Source organism: Corallococcus exercitus (assembly GCF_042231735.1).
GTDB classification, from domain to species: domain Bacteria; phylum Myxococcota; class Myxococcia; order Myxococcales; family Myxococcaceae; genus Corallococcus; species Corallococcus exercitus_B.
In genome coordinates this window covers 10,102,071-10,122,778 of the sequence record NZ_CP102577.1, presented here as the reverse complement: position 1 = coordinate 10,122,778, position 20,708 = coordinate 10,102,071, and the positions used below count along the sequence as shown (strand labels likewise).

The window sequence follows — 20,708 nt, the reverse complement described above, 5'->3', positions numbered from 1 at the left end:
TCATCCTGTTGCTGGTGCTGGCCAACGGCGTCTTCGCCGGCGCCGAGCTGGGCCTCTTGTCCGTGCGCAAGACGCGGCTGAAGGAGCTCCTGGAGCAGGGCAGCAAGTCCGCGAAGGCGGTGTCGGCGCTGCGGGATGATCCGGAGCGGCTGCTGGCCACGGTGCAGATTGGCATCACGGTGATTGGCGCCACGGCGGCGGCCTTCGGCGGCGCGAGCATCGCGCAGCGGCTCTCCGGGGTGCTGGCGGGGCTGGGCATGCCGGAGGCCACGGCGAGCCAGGTGTCGTTCGCGCTGGTGGTCGCGCTGGTGTCATACCTGTCGCTGGTGCTGGGGGAGCTGGTCCCCAAGTCGCTGGCGCTGCGCTACTCCGAACAGTACGCGCTGACGCTGGGCCGGCCGCTCAAGGCGTTGGCGTGGGTGATGCGCCCGCTGGTGTGGTTCCTCACCGCGAGCTCCAACGTGGTGCTGAAGCTCTTCGGGGACCGGACGAACTTCTCCGAGTCGCGGCTGTCGCCGGACGAGCTGCTGCAGCTGGTGGCGGAGGCGTCCAAGCAGGGCACGTTGGATCCGCGCGCGGGGGAGATTGCCTCCCGCGCCTTCGAGCTGGGGGACCTGACGCTGGGCGAGGTGATGGTGACGCGCGAGCACATCGTCGCGCTGCGCCGCCACGCGAGCACGGAGGAGATCCGCCAGGTGCTGCTGGAGCACGGGCACTCGCGCATGCCGGTGTACGAGGGCACGCTGGACAACGTCGTCGGCTACATCGTGGCCAAGGACCTGCTGGGCGTGGCCTGGGAAGCGCACCTGATTGTCCTGGAGGACGTGCTGCGCCCGCCGCTGTTCCTGGTGGAGTCCATGCGCGCCATCGCGGCGATGAAGGAGCTGCAGCGCCGGCGCATGCAGCTGGCGGTGGTGGTGGACGAGCACGGCGGCGTGGTGGGGCTGGTGACGGTGGAGGACCTGGTGGAGGAGCTCGTGGGGGACATCCTCAGCGAGTCCGAGACGCCCGAGGAGCTCGTGCGCCGCGAGAGCCCCACCGTCGCGGTGGTGCAGGGCGAGGCGAGCCTGCGCGAGGTGAACCGCGCGCTGGGGCTGGAGCTGGAGGAGAGCGAGGACTACTCCACCGTCGCGGGCCTGTGCATCGCGCTGGCGGGAGGCGCCATCCCGGAGAAGGGCGCGAAGCTGTCGCTGCCGGACGGCACGGTGCTGGAGGTGGTGGAGGCGTCGCCGCGCCGGGTGCGCGAGGTGCGCTTCCATCTGCCGGAGCAGCCCGCGCAGCCGGAGGCGTGAGGCCGGCCCACCTCCGTCGTGAGAATCCGGACGGGGAACCCACGGCGTTGTTGGTGATGACGCGCCGGGTCGTTATAAACCCGGGAGGGACACCCTCGGCCCTGGGAGGCTCGCGCAGCGGATGTCGTCATCGCCCCCACGCATCGCGTTCGCCATCGAGACGACGCTCGGCAACGCGGTGTTCCTGGACAACCTCAAGCGGGCGATGGCGCGGCGCGACGACATCACGCCGGTGTGGCTGCCCATCGACGAGCACGCGGATGACGTCTGGGAGCAGCTGCCGCTGGTGCGCTCGCGGCTGTCGGTGCGCGGAGGGCTGCGGGCCCGCAGCGCGCTGAACCAGGCCTTCGCGAAGGAGCCGGTGCGGGCGGCGGTGGTGCACACGCAGCGGATGGCGCACCTGGCGCACGACTTCATGCGCCGGGTGCCCAGCGTCATCTCCACGGACGCGACGCCGAGCGGGCTGGAGGACTATCTGCGGTACTACGGTCTGCCCACGCAGCACGCGGGCTGGGTGGGCCGGGCGAAGAACGCGCTGCACCGGCGCACGTACGCCATCGCGAAGGGGATGCTGTCCTTCTCGGAGTTCACCAAGCGTTCGCTGGTGGAGGAGTACGGCGTGCCCGACGAGAGCGTCCACGTCGTGTGGCCCAGCGTGGACACGGCGCTGTGGCGGCCCGCGCCGGAGAAGAAGCCCCGGGACGGCGTGGTGCGGCTGCTCTTCGTGGGAGGCGACCTGGGGCGCAAGGGCGGCAAGCTGCTCCTGCGTTGGGCGCGGGAGACGCGGCGCAGGAACTGGCAGCTGGACCTGGTGACGTCCGAGCGCATCGAGGCGCCGCCCGGCGTGCGCGTGCACGTGGGCGTGCAGCCGAACTCGCCGGAGCTCATCGGCCTGGCGCAGGCGGCGGACCTCTTCGTGCTGCCGACGATGGCGGACATGTCGTCGTGGGCCATCGCGGAGGCGAAGGCCGCGGGCCTGGCGGTGGTGTCCACGCCCGCGGGCGGCGTGGGCGAGCTGGTGCGCGACGGCGTGGACGGGCGCATCGTGCCGGTGGGGGACTACGGAGCGCTGGCGAACACGCTGGACGCGCTGGTGCAGCACCCGGAAACGCTGGAGGCCATGGGCCAGGAAGCCCGCCGCATGGCTGAGGCGCACATGGACCTGGACACGACGTGCTCGCGGATGCTCGCGTTCATCCGCCAGGTGACGGGGGTCTGAGCGGGACATGCGTTCGCTCCATCCCGCCCTGGCGCATGTCCACGAGCAGGCCCGGGGCGGGCCGATGGACCGCCAGTTGCGGGTCACCCTGCACTTCCATCCGGATGCCCTCTTCGAGGGCGGCGGCATCCTGGCCGCGATGCGGCGGGACGGCCGGTATTGCTCCCAGTTCGAGACGCGCACGAGCAACGGCGGGCTCACCGCCTTCCCGCAGGGAGCCCGCTGGCAGTGGGAGAGCCGGCTCTTCAACGGGTTCTATGATCAGCGCGCCGGCCACGAGCGCCCCAAGTACGGCTCGCTGAACTTTCGCGGGGATGCTTACGGCGGCTCACCGCGCTTCGGCTCCAGCTACTTCCGGCTGACGGAAGGAGCGCTGGACCGCGCCAGCTTCTGCTTCCCGGACAGCGTCTTCGAGCCCACGTCCTTCGGGACCTCCGAGCGGATGGCGCTCATCGAGTTGGCGGAGGCCACGCCGTTCGAGGATCCGCTGGACTGGTACGTCGAAGCCCACGTCCATGGCGACCTGCGGATCCCGGACGACGTCGAGGCCCTGGTCCTCGACCCCAGCTACCGGGGGACCCACGTCGAGGAGGAAGCCCACGCGCTGGGCGTCCGCGTGGAGTGGCATCCGGGATATGCCGTCACGTTGGGAGCACTGAGCCCCCACCCGGGCTACCGGGGGGACGACATCCTCCGGCTCGCGGAGCGGGTCGCGGACAACGAAGTCCTTACGCCGTTCATCCTCGGAAGGGCGCGCTCGGACGCGTCGGTGGAGCCGCAGCAGCTCAAGAAGCTCTGGCACTGCCTGGCCCGCTTCGGTCGGTCCTGGGATGGGCCCGCCCCCACGGGTTCGCCCAAAGGCAAAGGCCCGGAACCCCTGGGATTTCCCCAGTGATTCCGGGCCCTTACGTCTGCGCGCGATGCAGGATTCGAACCTGCGGCCTTTGGCTCCGGAGGCCAACGCTCTATCCAGCTGAGCTAATCGCGCAGAACTGCTTTCCGGTGCCGGAGGAGTAACCGAAGTCCCCAGACGACGCAAGCACGCATTCCTGACCGGGCCCCGCGTGACGGCTCCTGTACAGAGGCCCTGTGTGCCCTGCATGTCCTCCCAGCGTGATGGACTAGACCCGGGGACATGAACCGCGCTCCCCTGCTATCCGCCTGTCTCCTCGCTGCCTGCCTGGCCTGCACGGAGTCTCCCCAGACGCCCGCAGCGTCCGCCGCCCCGAGCCCGACCATGCCCACCCCGCCCAAGCCCGCTCCTCCCCCTGCCCCGCCTGCATCCAAGCCCACGGGGACCAGCGCCCCGGCCGCGGCGTCGTGCTCGGCGAGCCGGCTGAGCCCCGTCCCCAAGCCCACCGCGAAGCCCCTGCCTCCGGCCGTGGCCTCCATGCGCGAGCGCATCATCAAGGCCGCCGTGGCGTGCGACTACGCGGGCCTCCAGAAGCTGGGCGACGAGAAGGGCCCGAGCGTGCGCTTCTCCTACGACCCCGACCAGGACATGGCCACCACCTGGCGCATCCAGGAGGAGTGGAAGGACAGCCCGCAGCCCGTGCTGGCGCGGCTGGTCCACGTGCTCAACCTCCCCTTCTACCAGGAGGGCAACCTGTACTGGTGGCCCACCGCCTTCCGCAAGGGCGCCACCGACGCGGACTTCGCCCTGCTCAAGGGCATCTACCCGGACGAGATGATCACCGACATGCGCAAGGAGAAGAGCTACATCGGCATGCGCGTCGGCATCTCCGTGGACGGCGACTGGCAGGCCGCCATCCAGGGCGATTGAGCCTTCGCCGCCGTGCGCTTCAGTCCCCCGCGACGAAGCGCGCGACGGCCTCCTGGACCTCCTCGTCGCCCATCATCGCGACGTGGTCCGCCTGCGTCTCCAGCCGGTCCACGTGGAGCGGCGGCGGAGGCAGCGCGCGCGTCGTGAGCACGGAGCCGTCGCCGTCCGCGATGACGGGGTCCTCGAAGGTGGGCTTCCCGTCGATGATCCGGAAGGACTTGATCAACGGATGCCCCACGCCCACCACCGCCAGCGTGCGGAAGGGCGGAGGCGGTCCCCCGCGCTCGGAGAGCGCCCGCGCCAGCCCCGAGCGCGCCTCCAGCATGCGCTCCAGCCACTGCCGATACGCGGGCAACTCGCGCACGGCCGCGTCCTGGAACACGCCCCACCCGCCGTCCACCCACGCGTCCGGCCGGTACGCGTCGAACGCCACCGGCTGGCCGCTCGCGTCCACGAAGAAGTCACTCTCCGCGGGCAGCAGCTGGAACGCGGACGCGAAGGTGAAGAGCGCCTCCGGGGACAGCAGCGCCCGGTTGCGCCCCACCGGCGTGCCCAGGGTGAAGTCGTCGAACATGCCCGGCGCGCCCCGGAACGGCGTGCCCAGGAACACCACGCGCTTCACGTGCCGCGCGCCCGCCCACGAGGGCTCGCCCGTGTCGTCGCCAGTGCCGTAGCGCAGGCAGTGCAGCGTGACGAGCCCGCCCATGCTGTGCGCCACCAGGTTCACCTTCACCCGGCCGCCCCGCGCCGCCGCGAGCTCCTCCAGGAACGCGCACAGCCGCTTCGCCGTCACGCGGTTGTCCTGGCGCCAGTCGTAGTCGAAGACCATGAAGCCCGGCAGGCGCTCGCGCGCGAACTCCAGGAAGCCCTTGTAGATGTCGTAGCGGGCCACCCACGGCAGCACCGTGAAGCGCGTCATCGGCCCGTCCACCTCCAGCGCCCCGAAGTTCGGCGTCGCCCGCTGCCCGGGAAACGGCAGCGCCAGCGAGCGCTCCCCGCGCGTCAGCAGGTCGCCCACGGACACCCACGCCCGCTCGCGCTCCCCATCCACCGTGGCGAGGAACGATCCCCGGTAGCCGTGGATGAAGACCGTCACCTCGTCGCCCGTGGGCGGAGGCAGCGCGACGCGGGAGGCCGTGCAGGCGCTCAGCAACATCAGGAACGAGGCCGGGAGCAGACGCATGCGGCGCAACCTCTCCCCCGGCGCCCCTTCCACGCAAGCCCCCTGGCATCAGGGGCGCTGACGCGTCAGCCCCTCCTCCCGGCACGTCAGGCCCCGGACTGACGGGTCAGGACTGCCCTCCCGGACGGCTGTGCCCTCCGGGGAGGGCGGCTTGCATCCCGTGGCCTGTCCCGTGCAAAAGGCGCCGAGCACGCCCGGCCCGGGTCAAGGGAGTTCGAGCCATGGATGAAATCGTCGTTCAGTTGAAGTCACTTGCCATCACCGAAGCGCTGCCGATGCTGCTCAAGGTCATTGGCGCGCTGTTCATCTGGTTCATCGGGCGGGCCGTGATTGGCGGCTTCCGCAAGGTGCTGGACATGGGCCTGCAGCGGCGGCAGCTGGACGCCACGCTCATCCGCTACGTCGGCTCGCTCTTCACCGGCACGCTCACCCTGATGCTGATCATCGGCATCCTGGGGGTGATGGGCGTGGAGACGACGTCCTTCGCCGCGTTGATCGCCGCCGCGGGTATCGCCATTGGCGCCGCCTGGTCCGGGCTGCTCGCCAACTTCGCGGCGGGCGTCTTCCTGCTGGTGCTGCGGCCCTTCCGCGTGGGCGAGTCGATTGAAGCCGGCGGTGTCACGGGCATCGTCCAGGAGATCGGCCTGTTCGTCACCACGCTCGACACGGCGGACAACGTGCGGATCTCCGTGGGCAACAACAAGATGTTCAGCGACAACATCATCAACTTCAGCCACCACGCGAACCGCAAGCTGACGGTCAAGGTGCCGCTGATGCACGGCGTGGACGCGCGGGTGCTCCAGCACGCGCTGCAAGACCGCATGCCCTCGGTGAAGGGCGTCCATGCGACGCCCGTGCCCCAGGTGGAGATCGAGGAGTTCACGCTCCAGGGGCCGGTCCTGACGGTGAGCGTCTTCTGCAAGCCCACCGAGTACAGCGACACGCAGGCCAACGTCGGTGAGGCCATCGCGGAGACGCTCTTCGTCGCGGGCTACACCGTGCCCACGCCCGCCACCCTGGCCTCGCCGCTGGCGCTCGCGAAGGCGGGCTGAAGCCAGACACGCGTCATCAGCGGGAGGCGCCCACGCCTCCCGTCGGCGCGTCCAGCAGGGAGTCGGCGTCGAAGGGGCCATCGTGCCGGTGGCCGTTGGCGAAGAAGGTCGGTGTGCCGTTCACGCCGCTGCGCACGCCGTCCATGAAGTCCCGCTGCACGCGCGCTTCGAACCGGTGCGAGTCCAGGTCCGCGCGGAAGCGGTCCATGTCCAGCGCCAGCGCCTCCGCGAGCGCCAGCAGCCCGGGCCGCTCCAGCGCGTCCTGGTGCTCGAAGAGCAGGTCGTGCATCTCCCAGAAGCGGCCCTGCGCGTCCGCGGCGGAGGCGGCCTCCGCGGCCTGGAGGGCCTGCGGGTGCGACTGAGTCAGCGGGAAGTCGCGGAACACCAACCCCATCCGCGAGCCCAGGCGCTCCTGCAGCTGCTTCACCTCCCCGTAGGCCGCGCCGCAGTAGGGGCACTGGTAGTCGCCGTACTCCACCAGGATGACGGGCGCGTCGCGCGGTCCCTGGAAGCGGTCGTCGGGGCCCGGCGGCCTGCGCAGCCGGCTCATGGGCGCACCTCCCGCGACGCCGCCTGTGCGGACAGGTCCTCCAGCGCCGCCAGCACGCCGTCCACGCCGGGGTTCACCGCGGGCGGCGACACGTGCGACCAGGCGATGACGCCGTCGCCGTCCACCACGTAGAGCGCGCGCTCGCAGACGCCCTCCGACTCGCGCCAGGCGTGGTAGCGCCGCGACATCTCCCCCTTGGGGTGGAAGTCCGCGAGCAGCGGGAAGCGCAGCTTGCGCTCCTTCGCGAACGCGAGGTGCGACCACACGCTGTCCACCGACACGCCGAACACCCGAGCGCCGTGCCGCTGGAGCTCCGGGAGCAGCTCGTTGAAGAGGGCCAGCTCGTCACCGCACACCGGGCTGAAGTCCGCGGGGTAGAAGACGAGCACCACGGGCGAGCCCGCGCAGTCCGCCAGCGACACCGACGTGTCGGGCGCGGCCGAGAGCTGGAACGAAGGGGCCCGGGTACCGGAAGGCAGCGGGCGGGACAGGGCAGGCGTGGAAGGGGCCATGGAAGGGTCCTCGCTGGCCAGAATCTGGGCGGGGTCCACCGCGCTCGCACCAGACGGTCGGCAGGCCCTGATCCTGCTCCCCCGCCAGACGGAGGGACGACCCCGCGAGCAGCGCCCTCTCTGGGAGACACCGGAAGTTCTTCCCGCAACGACTTCGGGGAACCCGACTTTTCCAGCAAATACGTGGATTCATTCGGGCTTCCATCAGGCCGCCCCCATGACAGGTCGCTCGCTCAAGAATAATATGGCGAGTGTGGATTTGACCCACCCCGCGCATTCCCTGGGAAAGCAGCGCAGGGCGTCAATCCAGAATCAACAGCAGGCCTGAGTTCCCGCGAACGTCACCGCCCCGGGTGACGCTCGCGCTGGCGTACCCGAGCGCGGAGTCCATCGAGATGAGCAACGAGCTGTCGAAGCGGATCGCCAACCTCTCACCGGAGAAGCGCGCCGAGCTGCTCAAGAAGATGGCCGCGCAGAAGGCCGTCACGGGCAACACCGTGCAGGGCATCCCGGTGCAGGACCGCTCGCACCCGCTGCCGCTGTCGTTCGCCCAGCAGCGCCTGTGGTTCATTGATCAGCTGCAGCCCGGCAGCCCCCTCTACAACGTGCCCATGGCGGTGCGGCTGGAGGGCGCGCTGGACGTGGCCGTGCTGGAGCGCGCGCTGCGCGAGGTGGTGCGCCGCCACGAGGTGCTCCGTACCACCTTCCGCGAGGACGCCTCGGGGCAGCCCGTGCAGGTGGTGTCGCCGGAGCCGGTGCTCACGCTGGAGCACCCTGCCGCGGTCGGCTCGCCGGAGGCGGCGTGGCGCCTGGCGCGTGAAGCCGCGGCCCGGCCCTTCGACCTCGCGAACGGTCCGCTGTTGCGCGCGCTGCTCCTGACGTGGGCGCCGGGAGAGCACCTGCTCGCGGTGGTGGTGCACCACATCGTCTCCGACGGCTGGTCCATGACGCTGCTGGTGCGCGAGGTGGCGCTGCTCTACGGCGCCATCGCGCGAGGCCAGCCCGCGCCCCTGCCGCCCCTGGGCGTGCAGTACGCGGACTTCGGCGTCTGGCAGCGCGAGTGGCTGCGGGGCCCCCGGCTGGAGAAGCCACTCCACTACTGGAAGCAGCAGCTGGCCGGGGTGCCCTCCGCGCTGGAGCTGCCCACGGACCTGCCCCGCCCCGCGGCCCGCAGCGGCCGGGGCGCCCGTCATGAGCTGCTGCTGTCGCGCGAGCTGACGGAGGCGTTGAAGGCGCTGGCGCAGCAGGAGGGCGCCTCGCTCTTCATGGTGCTGCTGACGGGCTGGCAGGTGCTGCTGTCGCGCTACGCGGGGCAGGAGGACGTGACGGTGGGCTCGCCGGTGGCGGGCCGGGATCGCGGCGAGGTGCAGGGCCTCATCGGCCTGTTCGTCAACACGGTGGTGCTGCGCACGCAGGTGGAGCCCTCCGCGTCCTTCCGGTCCCTGCTGCGTCAGGTGCGCGAGACGGTGCTCGCGGCCCATGAGCACCAGGAGGTCCCCTTCGAGCGGCTGGTGGAGGAGCTGCGTCCGGAGCGCACCCAGGGGCGCACGCCGTTCTTCCAGGTGATGCTCACGCTCCAGGCGTCCCTGCGCGGCGCGGCCTCCGTGGAGGGCGTGAAGCTGGAGGCGCTGGAGCTGGACACGCACACGTCGAAGTTCGACCTGCTGCTCCAGGTGCTGGAGACGGAAAGCGGCCTCAAGGGCTTCCTGGAGTACGACGCCGACCTCTTCACCGCGCCCACCATGGCGCGCATGGCGGAGCACCTGCGCGTGCTCCTGGAGGGCGCCGTCCGCCGTCCGCAAGAGGCCGTAGCCCGGCTGCCGCTGCTCACCGACGCCGAGCGCCACGAGGTGCTGCTCGCCTGGCAGCCGCCCCGCCCCGCCCCGCTGCCGTGGAGCTCGCAGCACGGCGCCTTCGAGGCGCAGGCGGACCTGACGCCGGACGCGGTCGCCGCGACCTTCGGGGACGCGTCGCTCACGTACGCGCAGCTGGAGGAACGCGCGTCGCGGCTGGCGCGTCACCTGCGCCGGCTGGGCGTGGGCACCGAGGTGCGCGTGGGCCTGTGCGTGGAGCGCTCGCTCGACATGCTGGTGGCGGTGCTCGCCGTGCTGAAGGCCGGGGGCACCTACGTGCCATTGGATCCGGCGTTCCCCACGGACCGCCTGGCGTACATGGTGGAGAGCAGCGGGATGCCGGTGCTGGTGTCCCAGCGCTCGCTGGAGTCCCTCCTGCCGCCGCACTCGGCGCGCGTGGTGCTGCTGGACGGGGACGCGGAGGCCATCGCGGCGGAGGACGGCTCGCCGCTGCGCGACACGGTGCCGCCGGAGGCCGTGGCGTACGTGCTCTTCACCTCCGGCAGCACCGGCCGGCCCAAGGGCGTGCAGGTGCCGCACGGCGCGGTGGCGCGCTTCCTCGCGGCGCTGCGCGAGACGACGGGCATGTCCGCCCGGGACGTGCTGGTGGCCGTCACCACGCTGTCGTTCGACATCGCGGTGCTGGAGCTGTTCCTGCCGCTGTCGGTGGGTGGGCAGGTCGTCATCGCGTCGCGGGACGTCGCCGTGGACGGCGCGCGGCTGGCGGGCCTGCTGCGCGAGTGCGGGGCGACGGTGCTCCAGGCCACCCCCAGCACCTGGCGGCTGCTGCTGGAGACGGACTGGCGGGACCCGGGGCTGACGGCGCTCACCGGCGGAGAGGCACTGCCGCGCGAGCTGGCCGAGTCGCTGCTCCAGCGCTGCCGCGCGCTGTGGAACGTGTACGGCCCCACGGAGACGACGGTGTGGTCCACCGCGCACGCGGTGGCGTCGGGCACGGGCAGCGTCCCCATCGGGCGGCCCATCTCCGGCACGCGGGTGTACGTGCTGGACAGCGGGCTGAACCCGGTGCCGCGCGGCGTGCCGGGCGAGCTGTTCATCGGTGGCGAGGGCGTCACCCGCGGCTACCTCCACCGGCCGGACCAGACGGCGGAGCGCTTCCTCCCGGACGCGCACGGCGGCGTGGCGGGCCTGCGCGTGTACCGCACGGGCGACCGCGTGCGGTGGGCGGCGGACGGCGTGCTGGAGTACCTCAACCGCGTCGACAACCAGGTGAAGCTGCGCGGCTACCGCATCGAGCTGGGCGAGATTGAAGCGGTGCTGAGCCAGGCCCCCGGTGTGCGCGACGCCGCGGTGGTGGTGCGCGGCAGCGCGGCCGACGCGCGCCTCGTGGGCTACGTGGTGGCGCGTCCCGGCCAGACGCTGGAGTCCCCGGCCCTGCGGGCGCTCCTGAAGGAGCGGCTGCCCGAGTACATGGTGCCGTCCGCGCTGGTCGTGCTGGACGCCATGCCCCTGACGCCCAACGGGAAGGTGGACCGCAAGGCCCTGCCCGCCCCGGACGTGTCCACCGAGGCCGCGCGCGAGTTCGTCGCGCCGCGCACGCCCATGGAGGCCCAGGTCGCGGAGCTCTACGCGTCGCTCCTGAACGTGCAGCGGGTGGGCGCGACGGACAGCTTCTTCGAGCTGGGAGGCCACTCGCTGCTCGCCACGCGGCTGACGTCGCGGTTGCGCACGGCGTACCAGGTGGACCTGCCCCTGCAGGCGTTGTTCGAGTCCCCCACGGTGGCGGACCTGGCGGCGCGCATCGCGTCCTCCTCGAAGGATCCGCGCTTCGCCGGCCCGCCCCCGGTGGTGCCGGTGCCGCGCACGCAGAAGCTGCCCGCGTCCTTCGCGCAGCAGCGCCTCTGGGTGCTGGAGCAGTTCAATCCGGGCTCGGCCGCGTACAACATGCCGTTCTCGCTGCGGCTGACGGGGGCGCTGAACCTGGAGGCCCTGCGCCGCGCGCTGGAGCTGGTGGTGCACCGGCATGAGGCGCTGCGCACCACCTTGCGGCCGGACACGGACGGGCCCGTGCAGGTCATCGCGCCGCCCGAGCCGCTGGTGCTGCCGCTGGTGGACCTGCGCGCCCTGTCGCCGGAGGAGCGCGACGCGGAGGTGAAGCGCCGCACGGAGCTGGAGGTGCGGCTCCCGTTCAACCTGGAGGCGGGGCCGCTGCTGCGCGTGTCGGCGCTGGTGCTGGATGCGCAGGAGCACCTGGTGCTGCTGACCCTCCACCACGCCGTCTTCGACGGCTGGTCCATGAGCATCCTGATGCGGGAGCTGTCGGAGGCCTACCGCGCCCTGGTGGCGGGGACGCAGCCCGCCCTGCCCGCCCTGCCCTTCCAGTACGCGGACTTCGCGGTGTGGCAGCGCCAGTGGCTGTCGGGCGCGGAGAAGGAGCGGCAGCTCGGCTGGTGGCGCCAGCAGCTGGAGGGAATGCCGTCCGTGCTGGAGCTGCCCACGGACCGTCCGCGCGGCCTGCTCGAGGCGCATCCCGGCGCCCTGATGCAGGTCGCGCTCCCCCTGGAGCTGACGCGGGCCGTGGAGGCCCTCTGCGTGCGCGAGGGCATCACGCCCTTCATGTTCCTGCTCGGCGCGCTCCAGGTGTTGATTGGCCGCTACTCCGGCCAGGACGACGTGAGCATCGGTTCCTCCGTGGCGGGCCGCAACGACGCGCAGATGGAGGGGCTGCTCGGGTTCTTCATCAACACGCTCGTGCTGCGCACCCGGATGGGCGGCGAGCCCACCGTGCGGGAGCTGCTGGGCCGCGTGCGCACCACCACGCTGGGGGTGCTCGCGAACCAGTACGTGCCGTTCGAAGAGCTCCAGCCGATGCGCAACCTGCGCACGTCGCCGCTGTTCAACGTGATGTTCCTCATGCAGAACATCCCGGAGGTGGACCTCTCGCTCGCGGGCGTGAAGGTGCACGTCGAGGAGCGCACGGGCGCGTCCGCGAAGTTCGACCTCACGCTCTCGCTGTCCCGGACCGAGAAGGGCTTCACGGGCGAGCTGGAGTACGACACCGACCTCTTCGACAGGTCCACCGTCACGCGGATGATGCGGCACCTGCGGCTGTTGGTGGAGGGCTTCGTCGCGAAGCCGGAGCAGCGCGTGTCGTCGCTGCAACTGCTCGCGGGGGAGGAGCGCGAGCAGGTGCTGGTGGCGTGGAACGCCACGCGGGCGCCCTTCCCCGAAGCGTGCGTGCATTCGCTCTTCGAGGCGCAGGTGCGCGGCGCACCCGAGGCACTGGCCGCGGTGTTCGAGGGGACGGAGCTGACGTACGCGCGACTGGACGCGCGCGCCAATCAGCTCGCCCATGCCCTGCGTCGTCGTGGCGTCGGGCCCGAAGTCCGCGTCGCACTCAGCGTCGAGCGTTCGCTCGATATCGTCATCGGCCTGCTTGGCATCCTGAAGGCCGGCGGTGCATGGGTGCCCGTGGATCCGCTCCTGCCCTGTGAGCGCCTGGCCTTCATGCTGGAGGACAGCGCCGCGCAGGTGCTCGTCACCCAGCAGGGGTTGGTGGACCGCTTCCCGGAAGCGCTGCATGCCCGCGCGCTCTGCCTGGACACGGAGCGCGGTGCTCTCGCCGAGGAGTCCACGGATGCGCCCGGGACGGGCGTGACGCCCGCGAACATGGCGTACCTGCTCTACACGTCGGGCAGCACGGGGACGCCCAAGGGCACGGCGGTGGAGCACCGCGGTGTCGCCAACCTCGTTACCCATGAGGCGGTGGCCTACGGCATCGGGCCCGGCAGTCGCGTGCTCCAGTTCGCGAGCCTCAGCTTCGACCTGTCGGTCGAGGAGATCTTCACCACGCTCTGCAACGGCGCCACGCTTGTGCTCGCGCCGCTGGAGAAGCTGATGCCGGGCGCGCCCCTGCCCGTGCTGCTGCGTGAGCAGGAATTGAGCGTCGTCAGCCTCACCCCCGCGGCACTGGCGGCCACGTCGTCCGAAGGGCTGCCCAAGGTGCGCACCGTCATCTCCGGCGGAGAGGCGCTGCCGGCGGATGTCGTCGCGCGCTGGGCCCCGGGGCGAAGGTTGATCAACACCTACGGCCCCACGGAAGCCACCGTCATCGCCACGCTGGGCGATGTCGTGGCGGGCAACGGCGTGCCCTCCATCGGCAAGCCGCTGGCGAACGTGCGCGTCTACGTGCTCGACCCGCATGGGCAGCCGACGCCCGTGGGTGTGCGCGGTGAGCTGTACATCGGTGGCGTGGGCGTCGCGCGTGGGTACGCGGGACGGCCGGGCCTCACCGCCGAGCGCTTCGTGCCGGACGCCTTCTCTGGTGAGGAGGGCGCGCGCCTCTACCGTACGGGCGACGTGGTGCGCTGGCGTGCGGACGGACAGCTGGACTTCATCGGCCGCATCGACGCCCAGGTGAAGGTGCGCGGCTTCCGCATCGAGCTGGGCGAAGTCGAGAACGCCCTGCGTGCCGCTCCGGCCGTGAAGGACGCCGTGGTGCTCGCCCGCGAGGATGCTCCGGGCGACAAGCGGCTGGTGGCCTACGTCGTGGGTGAAGCCCTCGATGTCACGGCCATCCGCGCGCACCTCAAGCAGCACCTGCCCGAGTACATGGTGCCCGCCGCCTTCGTCTCCCTGGAGACGCTGCCTTTGACGTCCAACGGCAAGGTGGACCGCAAGGCCCTCCCCGCTCCGGATGCGAGCCTGCTTCGCGCGTCGCACGCCTACGAAGCGCCGGTGACGCCGCTGGAGGAGAAGCTCGCGGCGCTCTGGAGCGAGGTGCTGCGCGTGCCCACCGTGGGCCGCACGGACAACTTCTTCGAGCTGGGCGGCCACTCGCTGCTCGCCACCCAGCTGGTGGCCCGCGTGCGCGCCGCGCTCGACGTGGAGTTGCCCCTCCGCGCCCTCTTCGAGGCCCCCACCATCGCGGCCCTCGCGGAGAAGTTGCAGCGCACGGCGACGGGCACCCGCCTGCCACCGCTGACGCGCACGCGCACCGAAGGCCCCCAGCCCCTCTCCTTCGCCCAGCAGCGCCTCTGGTTCCTCGACCAGCTGGCGCCGGACGATGCGTCCTACAATCTCCCCGTCGCGCTGCGCCTCCTGGGACGCCTGGACGTGGAAGCCCTGCGCCGCGCCTTTGAAGCGCTCGTCGCACGCCATGAGGCCCTGCGCACCACCTTCTTCGAGCACGAGGGCCAGCCCTTCCAGCGCATCCATGCCCCGGCGTCCTGGGCCCTTCCGGTGGAGGACCTGTCTGGGTTGGAAGAGTCCGCGCGCGAAGCGGAGACGGTGCGGCTTGCCACCCGCGAGGCCCGGCAGCCCTTCCACCTCGTCCACGGTCCGCTGCTGCGCACCGCCCTGCTGCGGCTGGCCGAGGAGACGCACGTCCTCCTCGTGACGATGCACCACATCGTCTCCGACGGCTGGTCCATGGGTGTCCTCGTGAAGGAGCTGGCCACGAGCTACGCCGCCTTCACCGCCGGCAGTGAGCCTTCACTCGTACCGCTGCCGGTGCAGTACGCGGACTTCGCCCTCTGGCAGCGCCAATGGCTGCAGGGTGAGACGCTGGACACGCAGCTCGGCTACTGGAAGCGGCAGCTGGCCGGTGCCCCCGCGGCGCTGGAGCTGCCCACGGACCGTCCCCGTCCGCCCGTCCAGTCGCGGCGCGGCGCCACGGTGCCCGTGCACTTCTCGTCGGAGCTGACGGACTCACTGCGCAGCCTTGCGCAGCGTGAGGGCGCCACGCCCTTCATGCTGCTGCTCTCCGCCTTCCAGTTGCTCCTCTCGCGCTACTCCGGCCAGGACGACATCAGCGTCGGCTCCCCCATCGCCGGACGCACCCACGCCGAGGCCGAAGGCCTCATCGGCTTCTTCGTCAATACGTTGGTGCTGCGCGCCCACGTGCGCCCGGAGGACTCCTTCCGCCAGCTGCTCTCCCAGGTGAAGGCCACCACCCTCGCGGCCTACGAGCACCAGCACGTGCCCTTCGAGAAGCTGGTGGAAGTCCTCCAGCCCTCGCGTGACTTGAGCCGCAGCCCTCTCTTCCAGGTGATGCTCGTCCTGCAGAATGCCCCCGCCGAGGCCCTGCGCGTCCCGGGCATGGCCTTTCAGCCCATTCCCCTGGAGGGCAACTCCTCCCGCTTCGATTTGGCCCTCACCCTCTTCGAAGTCCCCCAGGGCCTCACCGGCTTCCTCGAGTACAGCACCGACCTCTTCGACGCGGCCTCCGTCCAGCGCCTCATGGGCCACTTCGCTGTCCTCCTCTCCTCCCTCGCTGCCCAGCCCGACGCACGCGTCTCCTCTCTGGAGATGCTGACCGCCTCCGAGAAGCAGCAGCTTCTCGCCGAGTGGAACGAGACGGACGTCGCCTTCCCTCGCGACACCTGCATCCACCACGTCGTCGCAGAGCAGGCCCGTCGCGCTCCGGACGCCGTCGCCGTGCGCATGGGCGAGCGAAGCGTCACCTACGCGGGCCTCGATGCCTGGGCCCATGGCCTTGCCGTCCAGCTGCACGCGGCGGGCGTCTCTCGTGGCGACCGCGTCGCCGTCCTTGCTGAGCGCTCCCCGGAGTTGGTGGCGGGTTTGCTGGCCGTCCTCAAGGTGGGCGCCGCCTACGTCCCCGTCGCTCCCGGTGTCCCGCCCGAGCGTCTGGCTTTCATGCTGGAGGACTCCGCTGCATCCGTCCTCCTTACCCAGCACCACCTCCGTTCCTCTCTGCCTTCGCTTTCCGCGCGCGTCCTCTCCCTGGAGATGGAGGCGGGTGCGACTCAGCAGCCGCTGCTGGTGACGCCCGTGGGCCCGGAGGATTTGGCCTACGTCATCTACACCTCCGGCAGCACCGGCAAGCCCAAGGGCGTCGCCGTCCACCACCGCGCGTTGATGAACCTCGTCTCCTGGCACCAGCGCACCTATTCGCTGACGCCTGACGACTCCACCGCTCTCACCGCGGGCGTCGCCTTCGACGCTTCCACCTGGGAGGTGTGGCCCTCCCTGGCTTCCGGCGCCAGCCTCGTCGTCCCTCCGGACGCCGTGCGCGCGGAGCCCTCCCAACTGCTGCAGTGGATGGCCCGCGAAGCCATCACCACCTGCTTCATGCCGACGCCGCTCGCGGAGGCTGTCCTGCGTGAGGAGTGGCCTCGCCCCATGGCCCTCCGTGCCCTGCTGACGGGCGGAGACGCCCTGCACCACGGCCCGCCTCCCTCGCTGCCCGCCACCCTCTTCAACCACTACGGCCCCACCGAGAGCACCGTCGTCGCCACCTTCACCCCCGTCGCGGCCTCCGCGCGCGACGACGGCACGCGCCCGCCCATCGGCCGCCCCATCGCCAATACCCGCACCTACGTCCTCGACGCGCACCTGCAGCCGGTGCCCATCGGCGTCCCGGGCGAGCTCTTCCTCGCCAGCGAGGGCCTCGCCTGGGGCTACCTCGGCCAGCCCGCCCTGAGTGCAGAGCGCTTCATCCCGCACCCCTTCTCCTCCTCCCCCGGCGCTCGCCTCTACCGCACTGGTGACGTCGTGCGCTGGCGGGCCGACGGCCAGCTGGACTACCTGCAGCGGCTCGACTTCCAGGTGAAGGTGCGCGGCTTCCGCATCGAATTGGGCGAAATCGAAGCCTCCCTCCTCGCCCATGCCTCCGTGCATGAAGCCGTCGTCCTCGCCCGTGAGGACGTGCCCGGCGACAAGCGACTCGTTGCCTACCTCGTGCCCGCTTCGGGCCAGCAGCTGGACACCACCGCGGTGCGCTCCTTCCTCAAGGAGCGGCTGCCTGAGTACATGGTGCCCTCCGCATTCCTCGTCCTGGAGTCCCTGCCCCTCAACGCCAACGGCAAGGTGGACAGGAAGGCCCTGCCTGTCCCTGACGCTTCGCCCCGCGCGGACTTCGTCGCCCCGCGCAACCCCACCGAAGAGAAGCTCGCCGAAGTCTTCGCCCATGTCCTGCGCGTGGAGCGCGTGGGCATTCACGACGACTTCTTCTCCCTCGGTGGCCACTCGCTGCTGGCCACCCAGCTCGTCTCCCGCGTCCGCGCCGCCTTCGGCGCGGAGCTGCCCCTGCGCGCCCTCTTCGAGGCCCCCACCGTCGCCGCCCTCGCCGAGCGCGTGCGCACTGCGACTTCCGGCCCGAGACTGCCGCCGCTCACCCGCGCCACCCACGAAGGCCCGCCGCCGCTCTCCTTCGCTCAGCAGCGGCTGTGGCTCCTGGACCAGCTCCAGCCGGGCAGCGCCGCGTACAACATCCCCGCTGCCCTTCGGCTGAAGGGCCAGGTGGACGTCGAAGCCCTGCGCCGTGCCTTCGAGGCCCTCGTCATCCGGCATGAGACGCTGCGCACCACCCTCGTCCAGCACCAGGGACAGCCCGCGCAGCGCATCCACTCGCCCGCGGAGTGGACGCTGCCCGTGCTCGACGTGTCCTCCCTGCCTGAAGCTCAGCGGGATGAAGAGGCGCGGCGCCTCGCGAACCTGGAGGCCCGTCGGCCCTTCAACCTGGAAGCCGGGCCGCTCCTGCGCACGTCCCTGGTGCGCCTGGGTGACGCGGAGCACCTGCTGCTGGTGACGATGCACCACATCGTCTCCGACGGCTGGTCCATGGGCGTCCTCGTCCGGGAGCTCACCTCGCTGTATGCGGCGTTCCACGCGGGGCAGGTGCCCGCACTCGCGCCGCTGCCCGTGCAGTACGCGGACTTCGCCCTCTGGCAGCAGGAATGGCTCCAGGGCGAAACGCTGGAGACCCAGCTCTCCTACTGGAAGGAGAAGCTCACGGGCGCGCCGTCCGCGCTGGACCTGCCCACGGACCGTCCGCGTCCGCCCGTGCAGTCGCACCGGGGCGCGGCAGTGAACGTTCGCCTCCCCGTGGAGATCTCACAGGCCCTCAAGTCTCTGGCCCAGCGCGAAGGCGCCACGCCCTTCATGCTGCTGCTCGCCGCGTGGCAGCTGCTCCTGTCCCGCTACTCCGGGCAGGACGACATCAGCGTGGGCACGCCCATCGCGGGCCGCACGCAGGCGGAGACCGAAGGCCTCATCGGCTTCTTCATCAACACCCTGGTCCTGCGCGCTCGCATGGAGCCGCGTGCGACGTTCCGTGAGTTGCTCTCCCAGGTGCGCGGCACGACGCTCGCGGCCTACGAGCACCAGCACGTCCCGTTCGAGAAGCTGGTGGAAGTCCTCCAGCCTGTGCGTGACCTGAGCCGCAGCGCGCTCTTCCAGGCGATGTTCTCCCTGCAGAACACGCCCATCGAAGCGCTGCGCGTCCCAGGCTTGTCCTTCGAGCAGCTCCCGCTCGAATCGAGCTCCGCGAAGTTCGACCTGACGCTGACGCTGCAGGACTCTCCCCAGGGCTTCGTCGGCGTCCTGGAGTACAGCAGCGATCTCTTCGAGGCCTCGACCGTGCAGCGCATGGTGGGCCACCTGGGCGTGCTGCTGGAGGCCATCGCCGCGAAGCCGGACGCAACGCTCGCGAGCCTGCCGCTGCTCACGGCTCCGGAGCGCCAGCAGTTGCTTGTCGACTGGAACGGCCCCAGCGCCGAGTTCCCTCGCGACCTCTGCCTCCATGAGGCCTTCACCGCCCAGGCCCTTCGCACGCCCGAAGCCCTGGCCGTCCTCTGCCGCGATGAGCAGCTCACCTTCCGCGAGCTGGACACGCGCGCCAATCAGCTCGCCCACCGGCTGGTGAAGCTCGGCGTCGGCCCCGACGTGCGCGTGGTGCTCTGCGTGGAGCGCTCCGTCGAGGCCCTCGTCGGCATCCTCGGCACCCTCAAGGCTGGGGGCGCCTACGTCCCCATCGACCCCAGCTACCCGCGTGAGTGGCTTGCCCACGTCCTCATCGACACCGGCGCGCCCGTCGTCCTCACCCAGCAGCGCCTGCGCGACTCGCTGCCCCCGCACGCCGCGCACGACATCTGCCTGGACTCCGACGCCGCGGACCTTGCGCTTGAGTCCCAGGACGCGCCGGTGACGGCAGTCACTCCGGAGCATCTGGCCTACATCATCTACACCTCCGGCAGCACCGGCCGGCCCAAGGGCGTGATGATTCAGCACCGCTCCGTGCTGAACCTGCGCGTCGCCCTTGCCGCCACCGTGCACTCCGGCGCCCAGCCGGCTGAGCGCGTCAGCGTCAACGCACCGCTGTCCTTCGATGCCTCCGTCAAGCAGCTCATCCAGGTGCTCGACGGCCACACCCTCTGCATCGTCCCGGACGAGGCCCGCGCCGACGTGCGCGAGCTCGTCAATCGAATCGGCCAGGACGCGCTGGACGTCCTGGACTGCTCGCCCGCGCACCTGCGCCTGCTGGTGGACGAAGGCCTGCTGGAGAGCCAGTCCATTCCCCGCCGCGTCCTCGTGGGCGGTGAGGCCGTGGACCCCGCTACGTGGCGTCACCTGGCCCAAGTCCCGCGTCCGCGCGTCTTCAACGTCTACGGCCCCACCGAGTGCACCGTCGACGCCACCACTTGCGCCTTCGACGCCTCGCCCACGCCCACCATCGGCAGGCCCCTGCCCAACGTGCGCGTCTACGTGCTGGACCGCACGCTGCGCCCCGTGCCCGTGGGTGTCGCCGGTGAGTTGTTCATCGGCGGCGAAGGCGTGGCTCGCGGCTACCTCAACCGGCCGGAACTCACCGCGGATCGCTTCATCCCCGACGCCTTCTCCTCCACCCCGGGTGCCCGCCTCTACCGCACCGGCGACGTGGTGCGCTGGCGTGCGGACGGGATGATTGACTACCTGGGCCGTGCGGACTTCCAGGTGAAGGTGCGCGGCTTCCGCATCGAGCTGGGCGAAATCGAAGCAGCCCTCCTCAAGCACTCGGGAGTCCATGAAGCCGTGGTGCTGGCGCGCGAGGACGTGCCCGGTGACAAGCGGCTCGTTGCCTACGTGGTCCTCACGGACGGCGAAGTGGAGACCGCGCCGTCGGCGGATGACCTCAAGGCCTGGCTCAAGCAACACCTGCCCGAGTACATGGTGCCCTCCGCCCTCCTCGTGCTGGAGGCCTTGCCGCTCAACACCAACGGCAAGGTGGACCGCAAGGCCCTGCCCGCGCCTCAGAGCAATGCGCTCGCCTCCACCTACGTCGCGACGCGCACTCCCGCCGAAGAGCAGCTCGCGGCCCTCTTCACGCAGGTGCTGCGCGTGGAGCGCGTGGGCATTCACGACGACTTCTTCGCGCTCGGTGGCCACTCCCTGCTGGCCACCCAGCTCGTCTCCCGCGTCCGCGCCGCCTTCCGCGTGGAGCTGCCGCTGCGAGCCCTCTTCGAAGCGCCCACCGTGGCAGCCCTCGCCGAGCGCCTCCAATCCCAGACGCCGAGCCTCCGCCT

At 71.2% G+C, this 20,708-nt stretch carries 9 protein-coding genes and 1 tRNA gene (1 of these 10 only partly in view); 6 read left to right on the top strand and 4 right to left on the bottom strand.

From position 1 onward, the window contains the following. Positions 1 to 8: 8 nt before the first annotated feature. From NR792_RS40470 to NR792_RS40460, 3 genes are all read left to right on the top strand, one after another. Positions 9 to 1,292: a hemolysin family protein gene (locus NR792_RS40470; RefSeq protein WP_375761769.1), complete on the top strand. Its 1,284-nt coding sequence runs from the start codon at positions 9 to 11 to the stop codon at positions 1,290 to 1,292. Between the two features lie 121 nt (positions 1,293 to 1,413). Then, positions 1,414 to 2,511, top strand: a complete 1,098-nt coding sequence (locus NR792_RS40465) for a glycosyltransferase family 4 protein (RefSeq protein WP_375758010.1) — start codon at positions 1,414 to 1,416, stop codon at positions 2,509 to 2,511. 7 nt (positions 2,512 to 2,518) lie between these two features. Continuing rightward, entirely contained in the window at positions 2,519 to 3,406 is an 888-nt protein-coding gene (locus NR792_RS40460) for a DUF3626 domain-containing protein (RefSeq protein ID WP_375758009.1), read from the top strand. Between the two features lie 19 nt (positions 3,407 to 3,425). Here NR792_RS40460 and NR792_RS40455 read toward each other — a convergent pair. Then, positions 3,426 to 3,499: transfer RNA gene (locus NR792_RS40455), tRNA-Arg, on the bottom strand. Positions 3,500 to 3,748: 249 nt separating this feature from the next. Between NR792_RS40455 and NR792_RS40450 the strand changes: the two genes are divergently transcribed. Beyond that, a complete protein-coding gene (locus NR792_RS40450) occupies positions 3,749 to 4,294 on the top strand; it encodes a hypothetical protein (protein ID WP_375758008.1) in 546 nt (181 codons plus the stop codon). Between the two features lie 19 nt (positions 4,295 to 4,313). Here the strand turns inward: NR792_RS40450 and NR792_RS40445 are convergent, their stop codons facing one another. Beyond that, the gene (locus NR792_RS40445; protein ID WP_375758007.1) at positions 4,314 to 5,477 is read right to left on the bottom strand and encodes a lipase family alpha/beta hydrolase; all 1,164 of its coding nucleotides are present in this window, start codon (positions 5,475 to 5,477) and stop codon (positions 4,314 to 4,316) included. A gap of 221 nt (positions 5,478 to 5,698) precedes the next feature. Between NR792_RS40445 and NR792_RS40440 the strand changes: the two genes are divergently transcribed. Continuing rightward, positions 5,699 to 6,529: a mechanosensitive ion channel family protein gene (locus NR792_RS40440; protein WP_375758006.1), complete on the top strand. Its 831-nt coding sequence runs from the start codon at positions 5,699 to 5,701 to the stop codon at positions 6,527 to 6,529. A 16-nt stretch (positions 6,530 to 6,545) separates the two neighbouring features. Here NR792_RS40440 and NR792_RS40435 read toward each other — a convergent pair whose 3' ends face one another. Further along, on the bottom strand, positions 6,546 to 7,079 hold the full coding sequence (locus NR792_RS40435; protein ID WP_375758005.1) for a DsbA family protein: 534 nt from the start codon (positions 7,077 to 7,079) through the stop codon (positions 6,546 to 6,548). Continuing rightward, positions 7,076 to 7,591, bottom strand: a complete 516-nt coding sequence (locus NR792_RS40430) for a redoxin domain-containing protein (protein WP_375758004.1) — start codon at positions 7,589 to 7,591, stop codon at positions 7,076 to 7,078. Before NR792_RS40430 ends, NR792_RS40435 begins: the two co-directional genes overlap by 4 nt. A 395-nt stretch (positions 7,592 to 7,986) precedes the next feature. Here NR792_RS40430 and NR792_RS40425 point away from each other — a divergent pair, with 395 nt between their 5' ends. Beyond that, positions 7,987 to 20,708, top strand: partial view of a non-ribosomal peptide synthase/polyketide synthase gene (locus NR792_RS40425; RefSeq protein WP_375761768.1) — the 5' end (the start) only. The gene runs 16,657 nt beyond the window's last position; only the first 12,722 of its 29,379 coding nucleotides appear in the window; the start codon lies at positions 7,987 to 7,989; the stop codon falls past the right edge of the window.